This is a genomic window from Hydrogenophaga soli, assembly GCF_054777695.1.
The window spans coordinates 1-20929 of record NZ_BAAHAK010000009.1 but is presented as its reverse complement, the minus strand read 5'-3'; the positions used below and the strand labels follow the sequence as shown (position 1 = coordinate 20929).

Here is a 20929-nt window from a genome sequence, read left to right as displayed (position 1 = left end):
ACCGAAGAGGAATGGGTTGCGGTTGTCCAGCGACGTTCACAACCGCCGAATACCCAACAAAGCGCAACATCAAATCCGCCTGGCTCGTCAAACCATGACCTCAAAATCCGTGCAAAAACGGGCAGCCATCATAGTATTTATGAAAAATGACACTCAAAAACAACAACCAACTGTTTGGATCACACGTTGCTGACCGCCCTCACCTCGTCCAGGCTGGTCAGGCCTTGCAGCACCTTTTCGATGCCGTCCTGGCGCAGCGTCTGCATGCCTTCGCTCAGGGCCTGGCGCTGGATTTCTTCGGCCCGCTCGCCCTTTTGGATCATGCGGCGCAGCGGGCGTGACACCGTCAGCAGCTCGTGAAAACCCACGCGGCCGCGGTAGCCCCGCTGGTCGCACTTGTCGCAGCCCACCGGGCGGTAGAGCACAAGCTGGCCGTTCTCGGCAAAGCGCTGCTGCCATTCGGCCCGCACGTCCTCGCGGGTGCGCGGCGGCGTGGTGCCGTAGACGTGCATGAAGTCGTCCAGCAGTTCGTCCACCTGCTCGGGCGTGGCCGGGCTGCCCACCTTGCAGTCCTTGCACAAGCGCCGCCCCAGGCGCTGGGCCAGCACGGCCAGCAGCGAATCGGCAAAGTTGAACGGGTCCATGCCCATGTCCAGCAGGCGGGTGATGGTTTCGGGGGCGCTGTTGGTGTGCAGGGTGGACAGCACCAAGTGGCCGGTCAGCGAGGCTTCGATGGCCATGTGCGCGGTTTCGGCGTCGCGGATTTCGCCCACCATGATCACGTCGGGGTCGGCCCGCAGGAAGGACTTGAGCGCCTTGGCAAAGGTCCAGTCGATCTTGGGGTTGACCTGCACCTGGCGCAGGCCGGGCTGGGTGATTTCCACCGGGTCTTCGGCGGTCCAGATCTTGGTGGTTTCGTTGTTGATGAAACCCAGCGCCGAGTGCAAGGTGGTGGTTTTGCCGGAGCCGGTGGGGCCCACGCACAGCACCATGCCATAGGGGCGCTGCACGGCCCAGCTGAGTTGCTTGAAGTTGTGGGGCGACAGGCCAATGCCGTCCAGCGGCAGCGGCTTGCTGGCGGCCAGCAGACGCATCACCACGTCTTCCACGCCGTTGGCGGTGGGGATGGTGGCCACCCGCAGCTCCAGCTTGTGCTGGGGCGAGAAGCGGGCGAAGTTGATCTTGCCGTCCTGGGCGCGGCGGCGCTCCGAAATGTCCAGGTCGCACATGATCTTGATGCGCGCCACCAGCGCCGAGCGGTAGTTGGGCGGCAGCTCCAAGTAGTTCTTGAGCTGGCCGTCCTTGCGAAAGCGGATGCGGATTTTTTCCTTGCCCGCGGGGCATTCCACGTGAATGTCCGACACCCCCTGGTTGTGGGCCTCGATGATCATGGTGTTGATCAGCCGCACCAGCTGGTTGTCGTTTTGCTGGATGGCCCCGGAATCGTCGTTGGCCTCGGGTTCTTCCACCGGGGCGTCGCTCTGCATCTGCGCCAGCAGCGAAGAACCATCCACGGGGGCAATGTCGCCCCGAAGCCCACCCGCATCCAGGCCCAGGTGCAGGTAGGCCTGGTACAAGGACGGTTTGACCGTCCCCAGCTTGGCCAACGCGGCCACCACCTTGGACTGGGTGGAAAACTCCAACTCACTGATGGCCGCGCGGCGGGTGGGGTCCTCCATGGCCACCACCAGCCGCCCGTCGCGCAGCAGCAGGGGCAACACCTCCAGGCGCTCGGCCATGGCATGGGGCACGGCCTTGCAGGCGGCCGTTTCCACGGGGAAGGTGGTCACGTCCACCAAGGGGTAGCCCATCTTGTGGGCCAAGGCGGTTTGCAGGTTCTCGCGGGTGACCAGGCCCTTCTTGACCAGCAGCTCGCCCAGCGGAACCCCCTGCTCCTTGCTTTGCAGCTGCAGGGCCTCGCGCAGCTGGTCTTCGGTGATCATGTTCAGCGCCACCAGCGACTCGCCCAGGCGCATCACGGGCAGGCGGGCCTGCATGTCGATGGCCTCCAGCAGCTGCTCGGGCGTGATGATGTTCTGGCTCACCAGCACGTCGCCCAGCTTTCGGCGCCGAAGCTGGTCTTGCTCGGCCACTGCCTGGTGGATCTCGCTGGGCGTCACCTTGGCCTGGGCCACCAGGATTTCCCCCACCCGCTCCCCCACCGAGAATGATTTGTAGGCCTGCTTGGGGATGAACACCCGGGACACGGTGCCCTGGTCGTCCACGGGGGGAAACAGGAACAGCCCCTGCTCCATTTCCACATGGCCGATGGTCTTGCCCTCGGCCACCACCCCATCGACGTACACCACCGAGAAAGGAGACACCGGCCGGTGGGCCAGCAACGCCGCGTGCGGGTCGGACTGCTGGGGCACCTCCGGGTGCACCGGCTCGTCCACATCCAACCGGCGAAACTGCTGGAAGCGCACCACCATGGGGGCCTGTCCCCGGGCAATCTGCACGGTGATCAAGCCACCCCGCAAGTCAAAGTGCATCAGCAGGGTGCGGGTGCTCTTCTGGTTCATGCCCACCAGCAAGCCCTTGAGCGGCCCGGACGACATCTGCACCTGCGGATACCCGGCAAACGGCGGGGTGGGCCACCAGAAGGCGTTGGGGTTGGCTTCGTCGAAAACGGGAGGTCGGGTATCGTAGAAGGAAGACATGGCGGCCTGGGTCAAGGTTCACAACGGGCCTGGGCAGCGTTTGCGCCAGAATGACACCGAGCTTAACGGAACCCCACCCCATGCGAACGCGCCGTTTCCTGTGTCCTCGTCCGTGGAAGCTGCCCCTGCGCCACCTGGGCGCCATCGCGCTGCTGGGGCTGTGCATGCAAAACGGGCACGCCCTGGACATCAACCAGGCGTCCGAGGCCGACCTGGACGCCATCCGGGGCAGTGGCCCGGCGCTGACGGCCCGCATCCTCGCGGCCCGTCAACAGGCGCCGTTCGACTCCTGGCCGGACCTGATGCGCCGGGTCAAGGGCATTGGCGCCGCCACCGCCCGCAAGTGGTCCGAGCAGGGGGTGACCGTCAACGGCCAGCCCTGGGCCTCCCCGGCACCGTAACCCCGCCCCCGGAGGTGTGGGCCTCGAACACGCGGCCCATGTACGGCAGCCCATGCACCACACTGACACCCTGCAGGCCCGCCGACTGGGGTTTGCCCCGCCCAACAGGCCAGCCACGCCCGCGACAATGGCCCCATGAGCAGCACGACCAGCCTCCCTTGCGAAGCCCCCTGCGTCATCGACATCGAAGCATCCGGTTTTGGCCTGGGCAGCTACCCCATTGAAGTGGGCGCAGTGCTGCCCGATGGGGCGGCCTACTGCTCGCTCATCAGCCCCGAGCCCGACTGGCAGCACTGGGAACCCACCGCCGAGGCGGTGCACGGCATCACCCGTGAGGTGCTCAAGGCCCACGGCAAACCCGCGGCGCGGGTGGCCTCGGAACTGAACCGCTGCCTCCATGCCCAAACCGTGTACACCGACGCGTGGTACCACGACTTCCAATGGCTGGCCCGCCTGTTCGACGCAGCGGACATGCAACCCCAGTTCGTCCTCAAAGACCTGCGCCAGGCGCTGGACGAAGCGGCCCTGGCCCGCTGGGACGCAGCCAAGACCCAAGTGCTTGACGAACTGAAGCTCAACCGCCACCGCGCCAGCAACGACGCCCGGGTGCTGCAACAAACCTGGGTGCGCGTCACCGCCCATGCCGCCGTCACGAGTCAACAGAACCGCGCAAAAAACATCATTCACTGTTCAGGATCTCAACGCTTGGTTCAGACTGAAGCCAAATGAACATCAGCACGACCCTTGCCCATTCCCGCCGCATCAACGCATTCCATCCTTAAAATTAACTTTTCATCATTCAGGAAGGATTTCACATGCCAGTTCAGCAGAAGCTCTCGTCTGTGGCCGTTGCCATTGCACTGTCCCTGGTCAGCAGCGCTTACGCCGCCGTGATCCCCGCGGGCGTGTCTTTGAGCGACAAGCAGGAGCTGATCCGCAACAACGGATCGGAGCCGGAGTCTCTGGACCCGGCCTTGAGCGAATCCCTGCCCGCGCACAACATCGTTCGCGACCTGTTCGAGGCCCTCACCGCCACCGACAACAATGGCGTGGTGGTACCCGGCCTGGCCGAGACCTGGAAACAAACCGATGCCACCACCTGGGTGTTCAACCTTCGCAAGAACGCCAAATGGTCCAACGGTGAAGCCATCACCGCCGATGACGTGGTGTACGGCGTCCGCCGTTTCCTGGAACCCAGCACAGCCTCGCCCTATGCGTCCACCTTCGGCATGTTCCTGCTCAATGGCCCGGAAGTGGTGGAAGGCAAGAAACCCTCCAAAGACCTGGGCGTGAAAGCCCTGGACAAGCACACCCTGGAAATCAAGACGCCCTTCCCCGTCAGCTACATGCCCGAACTGGTGTCCAACAGCCAGTTCGCACCCATCCACAAAGCCACGGTGGACAAGTTCGGTAAGGCTTGGACCAAGCCGGGCAACATCGTCAGCAACGGGGCCTACATACTGAGCGACTGGCAAGTCAACGCCAAAGTCGTGCTGACCAAAAATCCCCAGTACTGGGACGCAAAAAACGTGGTGCTGACCAAGTCCACCTTCCTCGCCATTGAAAGCCGCGACGCCGACGTCAAGCTCTACGAGTCGGGCGAAAACCACTGGGTCTACCAGTTGCCCGCCGGCACCTACGAAAAGTACAAGGCCCAGTACCCCAAAGAGTTGCAAAATGCCGCCACCCTGGGCTTGCGCTACTACTCATTCAACAACCAGGACCCTCTGCTGAAAGACCTGAAGGTTCGCAAGGCCTTGTCGATGGTCGTGGACCGAGACATCCTGGCCCAAAAAGTCACAGCGGATGGTCAAGCTCCCGCTTATGGAGTGATCGTTCGGGGCACCAAAGGAGCCGATGTCACCACGTACGAATGGGCATCCTGGCCCATGGACAAACGTGTGGCCGAAGCCAAAAAACTGTTGGCCGAGGCTGGCGTCAAGCCCGGCACCAGGCTCAAGTTTTCATACAACACCGATGAGTACCACAAGAAGATGGCCATCTTCGTGGCCTCAGAGTGGAAAACCAAGCTGGGGCTGGACATGGACATGGAGGCCATGGAATTCAAAGTGCTGCTGAAAAAACGCCACGATGGTGAATACCAAGTTGCCCGCAATGGCTGGGTGGCCGATTACAACGACGCCACCACCTTCCTGACCCTGGTGCAGTGTGACTCCGACCAGAATGACAACAAGAACTGCAACAAGAAAGCCGAAGAGTTGATTGCACAGGGCAACAAACTCAGTGATGACAAAAAGCGTGCAGAGCTGCTGACACAGGCGGCCAAACTGGTCATGGAAGACTACCCGCTGATGCCCCTGCTGCAATACTCCATGCCCCGCTTGGTCAAGCCCTGGGTGGGTGGATATTCCAGCACCAACTCGCTGGACCGCTACCGCTCCAAGGATCTGTACATCATCAAGCACTGAGTCTGGCCTGCTCATCCGGCATCAGTCCATCGAAGATCACCCGACAGGGCACCCGGTCGGGTGGTTGTTGCGTTTCAATTTGCTTACGCTCCCTTACAAATAAGCGAAAACGCTACATTATCAGTATCGATTTTTGGGGGGGCTTTCCGGGGGTAAACCTGCGCCCCCTGGTAGGCGGGCCACCATGATCGCAACCCAAATGCCGCATACACCCCTTGCCTTTACTGCCACCACGGTAGATGAACTTCGCATCGAACTGCAGTCCCATCCCGTTGGGGAAGCACGCGCATTGGCGCTGGCGAACTTCGTAGATCAGTATCGCCAGTTCCAAAGCGATCAAACAGGGCCTTTGTTACGCCAGGAGCTGCAACACTGCAATGACCATGGCTGGGGGGCAGCGGCGGCACACTGCGAGTACGAGCTGGCTTGGATCGAACTTGACAGCGCCAACTACGCCGAAGCCCAACGCCTTTTCGAGCGCGTGGAGCATGCCATGCAACGCCTGGGAAACGAGGCCTATCGACTCAAGGCGCTCAATGGAATGGCCTGCGTTGCCAAAGACAGGGGCAACTCGGAGTTGGCATTGCGCAGATACCGGGAAGCACTGGACGAGGCCATCCGAACCAACGACCCCTTGGCCAATGTGCTGCGACTGAACATCGGCAGCACCTTGGTCAACCTGGAGCAGTACCCAGCAGCCGAGCAGATCTTGCGCCAGGCGCTGGCCAACGACTTTGCCCGCCCGCTCAACCGGGCCATCACGCTCTTCACTTTGGGGCAAGCGCTACTGGCACTGGACAAGCTGGACGAGGCCCAGGCCCTGGTGGACGAATCCATTGCGCTGTCGCGCAAACTGAACTGTGCCGTCAACCTAGCAGAGGGGCTTACCGTTCTGGCCAGCATTCAGGCCAAGCGGCAGGCAACTGCTGACGCGCTGCAATCGCTGGACGAGGCCATTGCCTTGTCCCGGCAAACGGGCAATGCATCGGTGGAGTCGGAAGCCCACCTGCAAATGGCTGCCGTGCTCAGCCCTCTCGCACCTGAGCGAGCGCTTGATGAACTGCGGCTGGTGGTGCAGTTGGCGCAAATGACAGGCGCGTTGCCGCAAGAGACCAAAGCCTGGAGCGCATTGGCACAACTGTTGCGTCGGCAAGCACAGTGGAAAGAGGCGTTTGAAGCCCTGGAACGCTTCCAACAGCTATCGGCACGCACGGCGGCCCAAGACCTGCAGCAGCAAATCGCGGCATGGGAAGCTGACCGCAGTGCACAAGACCTGCGCGAACAAACGCGCGTACTCACTGCGCTGGGCGACATTGGTCGCCAAATTGCGGCCAGCCTCAAGCTCGAAGACATCGTGCTGGCTGTGTACGAAGGCATTGGTGCGCTCATGAAGACCGACAGCTTCGGGCTCGGTCTCTACGATGCCGAGCACGACCAGATCCATTACGAACTGCTCTTGGAAGGCGGCCAGCGCTTGCCCCCCGTGCTGTTGACACACAACTCCAACAGTTTTTCGGGATGGTGCGTGGAGCACCGCCAACCGCTGATGATGGGCGACGCCACCCTTGAATACCGCCGCTACCTCCCGGAGCTCCCCCAATCCCACGGCACAGAAAGCCGCCACCGGTCGCTTCTCTTTGCGCCCATGGTCATCAACGATGAAGTCATTGGGATCATCTCCGCCCAAAACCGTGTGCCTTACGCATACACCGACCGGGACTTGGCCACCCTCACGACATTGGCAGCCTCTGTTTCCGTGGCGGTGCAAAACGCAAGGCTCTACGCCAGCGTGCTCGCTGCGGCGCGGGAAGACGAGCTGACGAAGGCCATGACACGCCGCTACTTTTTCGAGCGGGCAAGCGTGGAGTTCCAACGGGCCCAGCGCGAACAAGTAGCACTCTCCGTCATCATGGTGGACCTGGACCGCTTCAAACTGCTCAACGACACTTGGGGACACGCCTTCGGGGACCAGGTTCTGCGTGCATTTGCTGCGTTGGCACGCAGCCACAAACGCCCTCACGACCTCTTTGGCCGCTATGGTGGCGAGGAGTTTGTCTTGCTGTTGCCCAGGGCTGATCTCGATGGCGCGATGCGGGTTGCGCAGTATCTGCGCCAGGAAACCGAGGTGCTGACATTGCGCTGCAACGACCAGCCCGTGCACGTCACAGCGAGTTTTGGCATAGCAACCCGTGCGGCGAATGACACTCGCATCGAAGCACTCCTGGCCCGTGCGGACTGCGCCCTCTACCGTGCCAAAGCCGAAGGCCGCAACAGGGTCGAGGCCGCCAGGCAATTGACCAACACCCCATTCCAGACGCAGAAGCCCCCCGAGTAAAAGGCGTTGATGGTTGACAATCCAAGTCTTGCACACAGCCTACCTCTCTCCACGACGGACGAACGGATAGGACATTGAAAGAGACTGGCCATGTGGACTTATGCATTTCGCCGTCTGCTGGCAACCCTGCCCACGCTGCTGGCGGTCATCACCTTGTGTTACCTGATGCTGCACCTCACACCCGGGGGGCCGTTCGACAGCGAACGCAAAGTGTCAGCCGCCGTGCTGGCCAACCTGCAAGCCAAGTACCACCTCGACGAACCGCTTTGGAAGCAATACCTGCTCTACCTTCAGAGTTTGCTCCATGGCGATCTGGGGGCCTCATTTCGCTATGAAGACTGGACCGTCAATGAACTGGTGGCCAACGCCCTCCCTGTATCGCTCCTGATTGGCGGGGGCTCCATGGTGATTGCATTGGTGATTGGCGTGGCGCTGGGCATCGTGGCGGCCCTCCGGCAAAACAGTTTCGTGGACTACTTCGCCATGCTGCTGGGCAACGTGGGGCATGCCTTCCCGCCCTTTGTGCTCGGCCCCGTCCTGGTGCTGGTGTTTGCCATCGGGCTCAAATGGGTGCCCTCGGGTGGCTGGTCCGACTTTGAAGTGCGCTACATGGTGCTGCCCATGGCGTTGCTGGTCATCATCAACACCGCCACCATTGGCCGGGTGATGCGCGGCAGCATGATTGAAGTGCTGTCAAGCAACTTCATTCGCACCGCACGGGCCAAGGGCCTGCCCATGCGCACCGTCGTGCTGCGCCACACGCTCAAGCCCGCATTGCTGCCCGTGGTCTCGCTGATTGGCCCCATGGCCATCTCCTCCATCACTGCCGCCATGGTGACGGAAACGGTGTTCTCGCTGCCCGGCCTGGGCAAACTCATCGTCAATGGGGCGGCCAACCGTGACTACACCCTGGTGCTTGGCTTGGTGGTGCTCATCACCGTCATTGCCGTGGTGCTCAACCTGCTGGTGGACCTGGCCTATGCGCTGCTGGACCCCAAGATCCGCTACTGAACACGGAGCCCCTCATGTCCAGCAAGAACGAAGCACTGGTGGACCAGCTCACGGTCGTGGCACAAACCGCCGTCCAAGGCCGCAGCCCCTGGACCGACGCCCGCCGACGCTTCATGCACAACAAGGCGGCGGTGGTCAGCCTGGTGCTGCTGATCCTGGTGACGCTCATGTGTGTCATCGGTCCCTGGGTCCTGCCCCACGCCTACGACACCTCAGATTGGGACGCCATGAGCCAGCCCCCCACCTGGCGCAACTTCCACTGGTTTGGCACCGATGAGTCGGGCCGCGACTTGTTGGTGCGCAGCCTGATGGGGGGACGCATTTCACTGATGGTGGGCCTGTTGGCCACCCTCACCTCCGCCAGCCTGGGCATTGCCTGGGGGGCCACCGCGGGCTTCCTGGGGGGGCGGGTGGACAGCCTGATGATGCGCATCGTTGACATGATGTACGCGGTGCCCTACCTGCTCATCGCCATCCTGATGGTGACGCTGCTGGGACGCGACTTTTATTTGGTGGTGGTCACCATCACCGTGTTCTCTTGGATGGACATGGCCCGGGTGGTGCGAGGCCAAACGCTGTCGCTGCGCTCACGCGAGTTTGTGGAAGCTGCGCGCGCCATCGGCGTGCCCACATGGCGCATCATTTATCAGCACATCGTGCCCAACCTGCTGGGCATCGTGGTGATCTACACCACGGTGACCGTGCCTGGCGTGATCCTGACCGAGTCGGTGCTCTCGTTCCTGGGCCTGGGCATCCAGGAGCCCATGACCAGTTGGGGCGTGCTCATCCACGACGGCACCTCGGTGATGGAAATCTCCCCCTGGATCCTGCTGTTTCCCGCCGCGCTGTTGTCCACCACGCTGTATTGCTTCAACTACATCGGCGACGGCCTGCGCGACGCGCTCGACCCGAAAGAACGCTGAGGAACAGCCCATGGCTTTGCTTGATGTGGCCAACCTTGGCGTGCAGTTCTCCACCCCCGATGGGCCGGTGTATGCCGTCAACGGGGTCAGCTTTTCGGTGGACAAAGGACAAACCCTGGGCATCGTGGGTGAAAGCGGCTCGGGCAAAAGCCAGACCGTGCTGGCCTTGATGGGCCTGCTGGCCCGCAATGGCAAAGCCACCGGCGAGGCGATGTACCAGGGGCAGAACTTGCTCACCCTGCCGGAGCAGGCGCTCAACCGCATCCGGGGCAACCGTGTGGCCATGATCTTTCAAGATCCTGTGACCTCGCTCAACCCCTACCTGACGGTGGAGCGGCAAATGACCGAAGTGCTTCAGCTCCACAAAGGCATGGACCGCAAGAGCGCCCGGGCCCAGTCGCTGCGCATGCTGGATGCCGTCAAAATCCCTGAAGCCGCACGCCGGTTGGACATGCACCCGCACGAGTTCTCGGGCGGCATGCGTCAACGCGTGTTGATTGCCATGGCGCTGCTGTGCGAGCCCGAGCTGCTGGTGGCCGACGAGCCCACCACGGCACTCGACGTCACGGTGCAAGCACAAATCCTCAGCCTGCTGCGTGAACTGCAACGGGACTTCGGCACCGCCATCGTGCTCATCACCCACGACCTGGGGGTGGTGGCGGGCCTGTGCGACCAAGTGCTGGTGCTGTATGGCGGACGGGTCATGGAACAAGGCGATGCGCTGTCGCTGTTCCAAACGCCCAGCCACCCCTACACCCAGGGGCTGTTGCAGGCCATTCCCCGCATGGACCGCGACGACGACGCGTTGCAAGCCATTCCCGGCACACCGCCCAACATGGCGCACCCCCCGCTGGGGTGTCCGTTCCAGCCACGCTGCGGCCTGGCACTGGATGCATGCGCCCAGCATCCCCCAAGCCTGCGGCCATTGGGCAGCGGCCAACGGCTGCGTGCCTGTCACCTGCGCGCAGAAGCACTGCCCCCCTTGGACACCGGCCATGACTGACTCGCCCACTCCGTTGCTGCAAGTGCGCGATTTGCATGTGCATTTCCAGATCCGTGCAGCCCAAGCCTGGCCCTGGCAACCCCCTCACACCCTCAAGGCCGTCAACGGGGTGTCCTTCGATCTCGCCGCGGGTGAAACCCTGGGTGTGGTGGGAGAGTCGGGTTGCGGCAAATCAACCCTGGCACGCGCCATCCTCAACCTCAACCCAGCCACCAGCGGCTCGATTCAATGGCAAGGCAAAGAAATGTTCGGGGCCAGTGCCAGTGAATGGCAAGCCCTGCGACGCGACGTGCAAATGGTGTTTCAAGACCCCTTGGCCAGCCTGAATCCGCGCATGACCGTTGCCCAGATCATTGCCGAGCCGCTTCGCACCCACCACCCCGAGTGGGGAAACGCCGAAATCATGAAGCAAGTGCGCTCCATGATGGACCGTGTGGGTCTGATGCCCCAACACATCAACCGCTACCCGCACGAGTTCTCGGGCGGACAGTGCCAACGCATCGGCATTGCCCGCGCCCTCATCCTCAAGCCCAAGCTGGTGGTGTGCGACGAGCCTGTGTCCGCGCTGGATGTGTCCATACAGGCCCAAATCGTCAACCTGCTGCGGGAACTGCAAGCAGAAATGGGCTTGTCGCTGATCTTCATCGCCCACGATCTGGCGGTGGTGCGGCACATCAGCCACCGTGTGATGGTGATGTACCTGGGGCAGCCCATGGAACTGGCCCACAAACACCCGCTCTACAGCACGCCGCAGCACCCATACACACAGGCGCTGCTGTCGGCCATTCCCATTCCCGATCCAACCAAGGAACGGAACAAGCACATTCGGCTGCTGTCGGGCGACCTGCCATCGCCCATGAATCCGCCCTCGGGCTGCGTGTTCTCCACCCGCTGCCCCCAAGCCACGCCTCACTGCAAGAACACGCCGCCTGACTGGGTACGCACCCAGAACCAGACCCTGGCCGCCTGCCACCTGGTGACGGCTGACGCCTGACCCTGGGCAACCCCACGCGTCCTCCACAACCGGCACCAGGTGCTGGGCGAATCGGCCCGGGTGCTGTGCAAACGTCCTGATCAGCCTCCGCCGCGGCGGGTGTACAGGTCGAAGCGCTGCAACCAGGCGTGGCGCTGGTCTGCGGACACCCCGTCAAAACAAAAGCGCAGGCCCAGCCGCGGGATCACGGCCAAACCCAGCCTGCGGGGTGGCAAGGCGGCCCAGCGCACCTGCAAACGCCCTCCAGCGTCCGGCCACTGCACGCAAAAGCCTTGGTCTTCGGCCACCCAGTCCAAGCCTGCCAGCGCCTGGGGCAGGCAGCGACTAAGCTCGGCCTCGGTGCAGCCCATGTCGCGCTCGAAGGTGTCGGGAACCGTCACTCAGCCCCCGGCAATGGGGGGCCAGAGGGCCAGCACGTCACCGTCTTTCAGGGCATGGGCGGGGCGGGCCTCCGGGGCGATGTAATGCCCGTTGACCAGCACCAGGTGCACCAGCTTGGCGGGCAGCCCGAAAGGCTCGTAGGCCTGGGCCACCGTGGACCCGTCGGGCAGGTCCAGGGGCACCTGGTTGGCCCGCCGGGCGTCCGGGGGCAGGTAGTCGGTCAGCGTGGCAAACAGCTTGAGGGTGATGCGCATGGGGCCGGATTGTCAACGCCGCCGCGCATCGCCCGCACCGCTCCACGCGCCCTGCGCTTGCGCGCTGGCCAGGTAGGCGTGCATGAGCTGGGTGGGGTCGGCCAGCAGCTTGTCCTTCCACTCGCCCAGGCGCACCCGGCCTTCCACCAGCCCGCGCATCACGCCCACATGCTGGGTCCAGCCCACGCTGTTGCAACCCACCATCACGTCGCCGTCGAACTGCAGGGTGAGTGCGCGGTGGTTGGCTTCGTCCACCCGTTCCACCGACTGGCCGCCGGGCACTCCTTCCCACTGACCAAAGCTGGCGGAAATCAGGCCCAGTGTGTCGAGCACGTTGATCTGGGTGACGCCTTTCAACTCCGCCCGCGGCTGGCCAGGGCGGTGCACCATGTTCAGCGCCGCCACATAGGCTTGGTCGGCCGCGTTGGGCTGGATGGCGCTGACGATGGGCTTGCCACTCACCTTGTCAAAGGCTTCGGCACAGTCGCCCGCGGCGTAGATGCCGGGCACCGAGGTTTCCATGTGCTCGTCGGTCAGCACGCCTTGCAGACACAACACGCCCGAGCCTTCCAGAAAACCCATGGCGGGTTTGACACCCGTGGCGCTGATGATGAGGTCGGCCTCCAGCACCTGCCCGGTGGACAGGCGCACGCGGCTGAACGCGGGCTGGTCGGCCACGGCGGCCACGGGTTCGATGGACTCCACCCGCGCCCCGGTGTGCACGGCAATGCCCTTGCCCTCCACCCAGCGGCGGATCATGCCGCCCGCCACCGGGCCCATCATGCGGGGCACCATGCGGTCGCCCATTTCCACCACGCTGAGCTGCACGCCACGGGCGGCCAGCGCTTCCATGATGATGCAGCCGATGAAACCTGCGCCCATCTGCAACACCCGCGCACCCGACTGGGCCTTGGCCATGATGGCGCGGGCGTCGGCCAGCGTCCAGCAGGTGTGCACGTTGGGAGCGTTGATGCCCGGAATGGGCGGCTGCACTGGCTGCGAGCCGCTGGCCAGCAGCACGCGGTCGGCCTGCAGCGTGTCGCCGTTGTCCAGCACCAGGGTGTGGGGCTGCCCGGCTGCGCCCGGGCGCACCGCGGTCACCCGCGCCGTCTGGCGCTCGATGCGCCTGTCGGCCCAGTGCGTGGCCGTCTTGCGCAGCCAGGTGCCCTCTTCCTGGATGTTGCCCATCAGCAGGTAGGGAATGGCCATGCGCGAGTACGGGGCCTCGGGCTCGTCGCCGATGAGGGTGATGCGGTCGGACGGCGCATGCTTGCGGAGGGTTTCCGCCGCAATCACGCCGGCCGGGCCGGCACCCACGATCACATGGTGCGTCATGCTGCTCACAGTCCCAGGCGTTCGCGGGTTTCGGGCTTGACGGTGCCGTCGGCGTTCCAGCCGCGCACGTCGTAGTACTTGGGCAGCATCTCGGGCAGCTTGCTCACCACACCGGCGGCGGGGCCGGTCTTGGCGGCTTCGGTCAGCAGGCGCTTGGGCAGCTTGTCATCGGCGGCGGTGAAGCCGGCGTTGTTGTTGAAGTCGCGCTCCATGTTCCAGATGCGCTCACCAATGTGGTTGAGGTGCTCCACCGTGTACTCCTCGCCGCAGGCGGCCTGCACTTGCGGGGCCACGTCGGCCAGCGTCCAGGCAAAGCTGGTGAAGATGCACACGCCCGCCGAGTCAAACGCCGCGGTGGCGTCCTGGAAGGCTTTCACCAGCTCGGGCTTGCCGTTGGCGTCCACCGGCTCGGTCTTGACTGGAATGCCCAGCACTTCAGACGCGATGGTGTAGCCCCGCAGGTGGCAGGCACCGCGGTTGCTGGTGGCATAGGCCAGGCCAATGCCTTGAATGACGCGGCCGTCGTAGGCCGGGAATTCCTGGCCCTTGACGCTCATGGACAGGTCGGGGTGACCATACTTGGCCGTCAGCCGCTTGGAGCCCTGGCCGATTTCCTTGCCAAAACCTTCGCCCTTGGCGGTGATTTCGGCAAAGTAGGCCAGCGCCTGGGCCGAGCCGAACGGGGCCTCAATGCCCAGCAACTCCTTGGTCAGCACGCCCATTTCGTACAGCTCCATCACCGCGCCCACGGTGGCGCCGAAGCTGATGGGGTCAAAGCCTTCCTCGTTGCACAGCATGTTGGCGTACTGCAGGGCCTCCAGGTCGTTGACGCCGTTGGCCGCGCCCAGCGCCCAGGCGGCTTCGTACTCCAGCCCGCCCGAGGCCCCCCAGTACTGCGGCTTGGTGGCCACGGTGAAGTGGCCCTCGTCCATCTTGCTGATGCGCCCACAGGCAATGGTGCAGCCAAAGCAGGCCTGGTTGGTCACCAGGTGCTTCTTGCCGTCGGTGGCGCGGGGGGTCAGCATGGCCTCGGCGGAAATGTCCTTGGCCCCTTCGAACTGCACGTCCTTGTGGTTGCGGGTGGGCAGTGCGCCCACTTCGTTGATGACGTTCATCAGCACCTGCGTGCCGTAGGCGGGCAGGCCCTGGCCGGTCACGCCGTTGTCGGCCAGCACCTTCTTGGCGGCCTTGGTGGCGGCCATGAACGCCTTGGGGTCGCGCACATTGCCCACGCCCTTGGTGCCGCGCACCGCAATGGCCTTGAGGTTCTTGCTGCCCATGACCGTGCCCACGCCCGAGCGCCCGGCGGCGCGGTGCAAGTCGTTCACCACGGCGGCGTACAACACGCCGTTTTCACCAGCCTTGCCAATGCTGGAGACGCGCAGCAGCGGGTCTTGCAGGCTGGTCTTCAGGATTTCCTCGGTCTTCCACACGCTCTGGCCCCACAGGTGGGCGGCGTCGCGCAGTTCGGCCACATCGTCGTTGATGTACAGGTACACCGGCTTGGCGCTCTTGCCTTCAAAAATGACCATGTCCCAACCGGCCATCTTGAGTTCGGCACCCCAGTAGCCGCCCGAGTTGGAGCAGGCAATGGCCCCGGTCAGCGGGCCCTTGGTCACCACGGTGTAGCGCCCCCCGGTGGAGGCCATGGTGCCCGTCAGCGGGCCGGTGGCCCAGATGATCTTGTTGTCGGCGGACAGCGGGTCCACCTTGGGGCTGATCTCTTCGATCAGGTATTTGGACGCCAAGCCGCGCGAGCCCAGGTAGGCGCGGGCCCAGTCCATGTTCAGCGGTTCGGATTTGACGGTGCCCGCGGTCAGGTTGACGCGGAGGATTTTTCCAGCCCAGGACATGTGTTTCTCCTGAATGTATAGCGTTCAGTGCTTGTATATCAAGCGGAAGGGGCTGATTGGTTGCCCAACTTTTCGGCCCACTGCTGCATCTTGCCCATGCCGGTCCAGTTGGCGTCGATGAAGGTGATGGCGCCGGTGGGGCAGGCATCGGCACAGGCCGGATCGCCACCGCACAGGTCGCACTTTTGCACCTTGCCGGTTTCCTGCACGTAGTTCACCGTGCCGAACGGGCAGGCAATGGTGCAGACCTTGCAGCCCACGCAGGTGGTCTCGTTCACCACCTTGGCGCCGGTGTCCTTGTCCACCTTGATGGCCTCCACCGGGCAGGCGTGCAGGCACCAGGCCTCGTCGCACTGGGTGCAGGTGTAGGGCACCTTCTTGCCGGTGTGGTGGAAGTCGAACACCTTGATGCGCGACTTGCTGGTGGCGTACACGCCGTGGTTCTCGAACGAACACGCCATTTCGCACTGCAAACACCCGGTGCACTTGTCGGGGTTGATGTGCAGGACTTTCTGCATGGTGGGGTCTCCTGTGGGTAACGACCGGGCCACCCCAGGGGTATGCACAGCCTTGCCTATGAACAAATGGACATAGGCATTGTTGGCCGTTCACCCCCAGCCCCCATCGGGGTTTTCCCGCGCCAGGCGTCACCTGCGGCGCAAGTGTCCAGATTTGTGACACATGGGTAGTTGGAGTAGCGGGTCAGCCTCTGGCTCTGCCCCGCACCATTGCCCCGGCCACCAGCAATGAAAGCAGCACCAGACCCAAGGTCGATAGCGTCGGCACAGAACTCAAGGTGGACGCACCCCAGCCGCCAATGAACTGGCCCAAAGCGATTGGTGAAGCACCCGTCCCAACCGTTGCCACCACGGTATGGGTCGCCGTGTTAATCACCGACACGTTGGCGCTGCTGGTGTTGGCAACATAAACCCGGCTGCCATCCGGGTTGACCGCCACACCACGTGGCGAGGTTCCCACCGACACCGTGGCCACCACGGCATTGGTGCCGGTGTCGACGACCGACACGGTGTGGTCAAGGTTGTTGGTCACATAAACCCGACTGCCCGCCGGATTGATGGCAACACCAGTGGGGAAATTACCCACCGGCACTGTGGCCACCACCGCATTGCTGGCGGTGTTGATGACCGACAGGGTGTTGTCGGTCGCATTGGCCACGTAAAGCCGACCACCGCTCGGGCTGACTGCGACACCTGCCGGCAACACCCCCACCGCCACCGTCGCCACCACGGCATTGCTGGTGGTGTCGATGACGGACACGGTTTGGCTGCCCCGATTGGTCACATAGACCCGGCTGCCGTCCGGACTGACGGCCACACCAAACGGCTGCGTCCCCACAGGCACCGTCGCCACCACGGTGTTGCTTGTCGTGTTGATCACCGACACGGAGTCACTGGACAAGTTCGCCACATACACGCGCGAACCAGCCGGGTTGACCGCCACCCCCACCGGAGAAGAACCCACAGCCACCGTCGCCACCACGGTGTTGGTTGTTGCATCAATCACCGACAGGGTGTTGCCAACCTGATTCGTCACATAAGCCCGGGTGCCGGTGCCATTGGTGGCAACGCCATAGGGATTGGCCCCCACGGCCACCGTCGCCACCACGGTATTGCTTGCCAAGTCAATCACGGAGACGTTGGCGGCAGTATTGTTGGTGACGTAAGCAAACGGCGCAGCTGCCGCCAGCCCGGACCAGAGCACTGCGATAGCAACGACCAAAGTGGCCCCTACCCGCTGAACGGGCACCCAACATGGTGATTTGATCAAATTGGAGAACATGACTTTCCTGACAGAGAGTGGCTGAAAAAAACGCAGAAAAGCGTTGTGTTCCATTCAAGCTGGGCTCCGCAGCTTGCCTGCAAAACGCGGACAAACCGTCAAGGCGCATTCGACACAAATTGCTTCATTTTTACAGCAATTGCAAACCGCTCCTTACGGATGAGACCTGATAAGGCTTGCAACGTGCTTAACAGCGGGCAGGCGCGAGGCTGGACCGCCGCCCCTTCTTCTGGGTGGCACGTGCCAACTGGCTGTGGGTGCTGCTGGGCCGCAAACCCTGGGCCTGCCCGACGGCCTGGCCCCGCTGGCCGCCGCAGGCGTCACCTCGGGCCTGCGGCTGTGGGCCATGCTGAGCAACCACCGGCTGCCTGGGTGGACGGCGGAGCGGGAGAGGCGGGAGCGAGGGTGCCTGTGTTTGCAGCGGCCAGCTGACCTATGCAGGCATTTTGGTATTGCATACAATACCAAAATGAAACCGCAGATCGTTCTGGACACCAATGTGCTGTTGACGGCACTCAAGTCTTCGCGCGGAACGTCTCACAGGCTTTTGTCGCTGCTCACCGAAGACCGGTATCAGCTTCATGTGTCGGCACCCCTGGTTGCCGAATATGAAGCCGTGCTCAAACGCGGCATGCTGAACTTGTCACCGCAGCAAATTGACGATGTGGTGGACTTTGTGTGCGCCAAGGCCGTGCACCACAAAATTTTCTATTTGTGGCGCCCTGCACTGAAGGACCCCGGAGACGACTTCATTTTGGAACTTGCGGTAAAAGCCCATGCACAGATCGTGACGTGGAACGTGGCAGATTTCCGGCAGGCGACCCGCTTTGGCATCCAGGTGGTCACCCCGGGTGACGTGTTGAATTTGTTGGAGAACCTTTGATGAGCGCACTCAGCATCCGGTTGCCAGACTCCTTGCACCACATGGCGCGCGAACTGGCCAAACATGATCAGGTGTCCATGAACCAGTTCATCGCCTCAGCCGTGGCAGAAAAGGTGTCGGCTCTGTCCACCGAAAAGTACCTCAGCGAACGGGCGGAGCGGGCATCGGCAGACAAGTTCAAGGCCGCACTGGCGCAAGTGCCCGACGTTGCCCCGGAAGCCTTTGACCAACGGGGTGACACCACCGAATGACAAGGCTCTGGGTGGCTAGGTGGCCCCTGCTGAGCCTGAGGCTGCTGGCCATGGCCAACAACCACCGACTGCCTGGGTGGACGGCGGAGCGGGACAGGCGGGAGTGAGGTATAAAGATGGTCAAAACGTGGTTTGAATGTGTTTCCTTCCACAATCGGCATCCAACTTCTCCACCCCATCGACGGGCATCATGGAAACCACCACAGTCCGCCAGGCCTCTGGCCAGTCTGGATTTGGCCTGTTCGACACAGTGCCTGAAGACCTTTTGCAGTTCGGCCACGGCACGACTTTCGATGCAAAAAAGGCTGCCCAGTTTTTGTCCCTGAAGAAGGCTGACGTGGGCCGCATCGCTGCTGTCGCAGAGTCCTCCGTTCGCTGGGACGACAACATCCCCGAGGCCGTTCAAGTCCGGATGGAAGAAATCGCTTCGACCATCAATTTGGTTGCCAAGCAGTTTTCGGGAGATCCCGAGAAAACAGTGGCTTGGTTTCGGGCAAGGAACCCGCTGCTGGGAGACGTCTCCCCTCGCGACATGATCCGTCTGGGGCGGTACGACAGACTGCGCCGATTCATCATCCAAGCCATGACAAATCAGGCGCAGGTCAAGTAATTGAGACGGCGCAACAGGAAACCGACTCCACCAGCACCTCGTGGTGCGGCTGCCGGTGCACCCCCAGTCAAAGGCATTCTTGAGCTCGACCGCTTCAGCGAGGAGTCGCTGGAGCGTTGGAGCGAGCTCTCTGCGGACCTGGATGAGCTCCAGGACATCCTCTACTTCAATCTCGAACCTGAGCGTCGCCGCCGACGCCCAGAGCTGCTGAAAGCCTTGCAAGAGACGCCCGCCCAGCCATTGGAGCTTGAAAACTGGGTCCGGATTGTTGACTACCAATGGACGCTGTATCCACTGTCCGCGGCAGGCAGCCTCACCAGCATTGGAGGTCGATTCAACGCGGGGACCGAGATTGACAGCCAAACTTTCAGTCCATGGCCGTGTCTGTATCTGGCCTCCGACCATGCAACGGCATATCGGGAGAAGTTCCAAATCGAGGCAGGCCAGATGGTCGAGGGACTGCGCCCAGAGGAGCTCGCGCTCACCCCGGGCCAGAGTCACACCACCGTGGTCCTCAACGGCAAGCTCTCGCGGGTCTTTACGCTGACGCCTGCAACCCTCGGCCCCGTGGCACGAGTCCTTGGCAAGATCAGAATGCCCGAGAGGGCCGAGCGGATCAAGAAGCGCTTGAAGATCAACCCAAATGATCTGCGCATGCTGACAACCGGCAAGCAACTGCACGATGCGGCTGCGGTTCACAACTGGCGCGTGCTCCCCGTTCAGTTCGGCCTCCCGGCACCCAGCCAAATCCTGTCAGAACTCATCAGGGCCGCTGACTTTGAAGCCATTGCGTACCAGTCCAGCAAAAGCGGCGGAACCTGCTTGGCGATCTTCGTAGATCGGCTCGCGCCTGGGTCCTACGTCGAGCTGTCTGGCACGCCACCAGCAGGGGCAACCGTGCGCCTTGATGAAACAACGGCTGAAGAGCTTGCTGGTTGGGCGCAGTTGGGCATCAAGCCACCGAAGGTGTGAGCAAGGCCCTGGTTGGCCGATGTGCAACCACGCGGACGCCATGTTTCGTCCATGTCCGTTCATCGCCTCAGCAGACAAGTTCAAGACCGCCCTGGTGCAGGTGCCCGACGTTGCCTCGGCAGCCATCAACAGCGGGGTGACACCACCGAATGACAGGGCTCTTGGTGGGCAGGTGGCCCCTTCGGGGCCTGGGACTGCTGGCCATGGTCACCAACCACCGCCTGCCCCGTTGGGCGGCGGAGTGGGAAACGCGGGAGTGAAGGGTGGCCGGGAGTGATCGCTATTGAAAACAGAGCTGCTTGCGCTTTTTTATAAAGCGGTAGAGGCTGTTTTTGTTGATGATTTTCAGGTTGGCGCTGAGCCGCGGGCGACGTCTGTAAGTTCCGCCTCGTGATTGGGTAGCAGCGATCCAGCCCGATTCGGAACTTGGCCTTGCCAAGCTGAAAGGCCACTGTGCAGCGCAACTTGCCATTCGGGTTGCGATGTCAGAAGTCTGAATTGAGTCACCAAGCAGTCTGCCGTCGCCCGCGCCATTCCTGCGCGGAAGACAGTGCATCTACTGTCGCGCCGTGACCCTTCCTGTCCCAGCCTCACTCACCCTCGCCGATACTCGCAAGAAAGGCGGGCAAGCGCCCCGCAAATGCCTTCCGCGCCGCAGCAGCAATGCATGTATGGCGATGAGTCGATCGAGCTGCTCTCCGGCAGTTTGAACCGCCCCGGGTTTCAAGGAGGCCGGTTGGTTTAAGTTGACACCTCTGGCGAGGTGTCGCTGGCGGCGAGTTGCCCCCAGTAGTTTGCCTCAGCTTCTGCCGGAGGGATGCCCCCAATCGGCGT

Annotated in this window: 19 protein-coding genes; 12 read left to right on the top strand and 7 right to left on the bottom strand. The window is 62.8% G+C overall.

Annotated elements, in window-relative coordinates; translation table 11 throughout:
* Positions 1-179: 179 nt before the first annotated feature.
* Complete coding sequence (locus tag ACYVB7_RS15620) at positions 180-2660, bottom strand: GspE/PulE family protein (RefSeq protein WP_460509356.1); 2481 nt, start codon at positions 2658-2660, stop codon at positions 180-182.
* 80 nt (positions 2661-2740) lie between these two features.
* On the opposite strand from ACYVB7_RS15620, the gene ACYVB7_RS15615 reads away from it, so the two are divergent.
* The 8 genes from ACYVB7_RS15615 (at position 2741) to oppF (ending at position 11756) form a co-directional block, all read left to right on the top strand.
* A complete protein-coding gene (locus ACYVB7_RS15615; RefSeq protein WP_460509354.1) occupies positions 2741-3061 on the top strand; it encodes a ComEA family DNA-binding protein in 321 nt (106 codons plus the stop codon).
* A gap of 135 nt (positions 3062-3196) precedes the next feature.
* Positions 3197-3790: a 3'-5' exonuclease gene (locus ACYVB7_RS15610; protein ID WP_460509352.1), complete on the top strand. Its 594-nt coding sequence runs from the start codon at positions 3197-3199 to the stop codon at positions 3788-3790.
* 86 nt (positions 3791-3876) lie between these two features.
* The gene (locus ACYVB7_RS15605) at positions 3877-5490 is read left to right on the top strand and encodes a peptide ABC transporter substrate-binding protein (RefSeq protein ID WP_460509351.1); all 1614 of its coding nucleotides are present in this window, start codon (positions 3877-3879) and stop codon (positions 5488-5490) included.
* Between the two features lie 184 nt (positions 5491-5674).
* On the top strand, positions 5675-7825 hold the full coding sequence (locus ACYVB7_RS15600; RefSeq protein ID WP_460509350.1) for a GGDEF domain-containing protein: 2151 nt from the start codon (positions 5675-5677) through the stop codon (positions 7823-7825).
* A 90-nt stretch (positions 7826-7915) separates the two neighbouring features.
* Entirely contained in the window at positions 7916-8836 is a 921-nt protein-coding gene (gene oppB, locus ACYVB7_RS15595) for an ABC transporter permease family protein (protein WP_460509348.1), read from the top strand.
* A gap of 14 nt (positions 8837-8850) precedes the next feature.
* Entirely contained in the window at positions 8851-9759 is a 909-nt protein-coding gene (locus ACYVB7_RS15590) for an ABC transporter permease family protein (protein ID WP_460509347.1), read from the top strand.
* Between the two features lie 10 nt (positions 9760-9769).
* Positions 9770-10762 carry an oligopeptide/dipeptide ABC transporter ATP-binding protein gene (locus tag ACYVB7_RS15585; protein ID WP_460509346.1) on the top strand — a complete coding sequence of 331 codons (993 nt, stop codon included), beginning with the start codon at positions 9770-9772 and terminating at the stop codon, positions 10760-10762.
* The gene (gene oppF, locus ACYVB7_RS15580) at positions 10755-11756 is read left to right on the top strand and encodes a P-loop NTPase family protein (RefSeq protein ID WP_460509345.1); all 1002 of its coding nucleotides are present in this window, start codon (positions 10755-10757) and stop codon (positions 11754-11756) included. Before ACYVB7_RS15585 ends, oppF begins: the two co-directional genes overlap by 8 nt.
* 80 nt (positions 11757-11836) lie before the next feature.
* Here oppF and ACYVB7_RS15575 read toward each other — a convergent pair whose 3' ends face one another.
* The 6 genes from ACYVB7_RS15575 to ACYVB7_RS15550 form a co-directional block, all read right to left on the bottom strand.
* Positions 11837-12136, bottom strand: a complete 300-nt coding sequence (locus tag ACYVB7_RS15575; protein WP_460509344.1) for a hypothetical protein — start codon at positions 12134-12136, stop codon at positions 11837-11839.
* A complete protein-coding gene (thiS, locus tag ACYVB7_RS15570) occupies positions 12137-12391 on the bottom strand; it encodes a sulfur carrier protein ThiS (protein ID WP_460509343.1) in 255 nt (84 codons plus the stop codon). It lies immediately after the preceding gene.
* 12 nt (positions 12392-12403) lie between these two features.
* Positions 12404-13726, bottom strand: a complete 1323-nt coding sequence (locus ACYVB7_RS15565) for an NAD(P)/FAD-dependent oxidoreductase (protein WP_460509342.1) — start codon at positions 13724-13726, stop codon at positions 12404-12406.
* Positions 13727-13731: 5 nt separating this feature from the next.
* The gene (locus ACYVB7_RS15560) at positions 13732-15579 is read right to left on the bottom strand and encodes an aldehyde ferredoxin oxidoreductase family protein (protein WP_460509340.1); all 1848 of its coding nucleotides are present in this window, start codon (positions 15577-15579) and stop codon (positions 13732-13734) included.
* A gap of 38 nt (positions 15580-15617) precedes the next feature.
* Entirely contained in the window at positions 15618-16097 is a 480-nt protein-coding gene (locus tag ACYVB7_RS15555; protein ID WP_460509339.1) for a 4Fe-4S dicluster domain-containing protein, read from the bottom strand.
* Between the two features lie 184 nt (positions 16098-16281).
* Positions 16282-17433, bottom strand: a complete 1152-nt coding sequence (locus tag ACYVB7_RS15550) for an IPTL-CTERM sorting domain-containing protein (RefSeq protein ID WP_460509337.1) — start codon at positions 17431-17433, stop codon at positions 16282-16284.
* 415 nt (positions 17434-17848) lie between these two features.
* On the opposite strand from ACYVB7_RS15550, the gene ACYVB7_RS15545 reads away from it, so the two are divergent.
* From ACYVB7_RS15545 to ACYVB7_RS15530, 4 genes are all read left to right on the top strand, one after another.
* Complete coding sequence (locus tag ACYVB7_RS15545) at positions 17849-18262, top strand: PIN domain-containing protein (protein WP_460509336.1); 414 nt, start codon at positions 17849-17851, stop codon at positions 18260-18262.
* Positions 18262-18513, top strand: a complete 252-nt coding sequence (locus ACYVB7_RS15540) for a toxin-antitoxin system HicB family antitoxin (protein WP_460509335.1) — start codon at positions 18262-18264, stop codon at positions 18511-18513. Before ACYVB7_RS15545 ends, ACYVB7_RS15540 begins: the two co-directional genes overlap by 1 nt.
* A 190-nt stretch (positions 18514-18703) precedes the next feature.
* Positions 18704-19123: a hypothetical protein gene (locus ACYVB7_RS15535; RefSeq protein ID WP_460509333.1), complete on the top strand. Its 420-nt coding sequence runs from the start codon at positions 18704-18706 to the stop codon at positions 19121-19123.
* Positions 19124-20095 (top strand): RES family NAD+ phosphorylase, encoded by a 972-nt coding sequence (locus ACYVB7_RS15530; protein ID WP_460509332.1) that lies wholly within the window; start codon positions 19124-19126, stop codon positions 20093-20095. It abuts the gene before it with no gap.
* Positions 20096-20929: the final 834 nt, after the last annotated feature.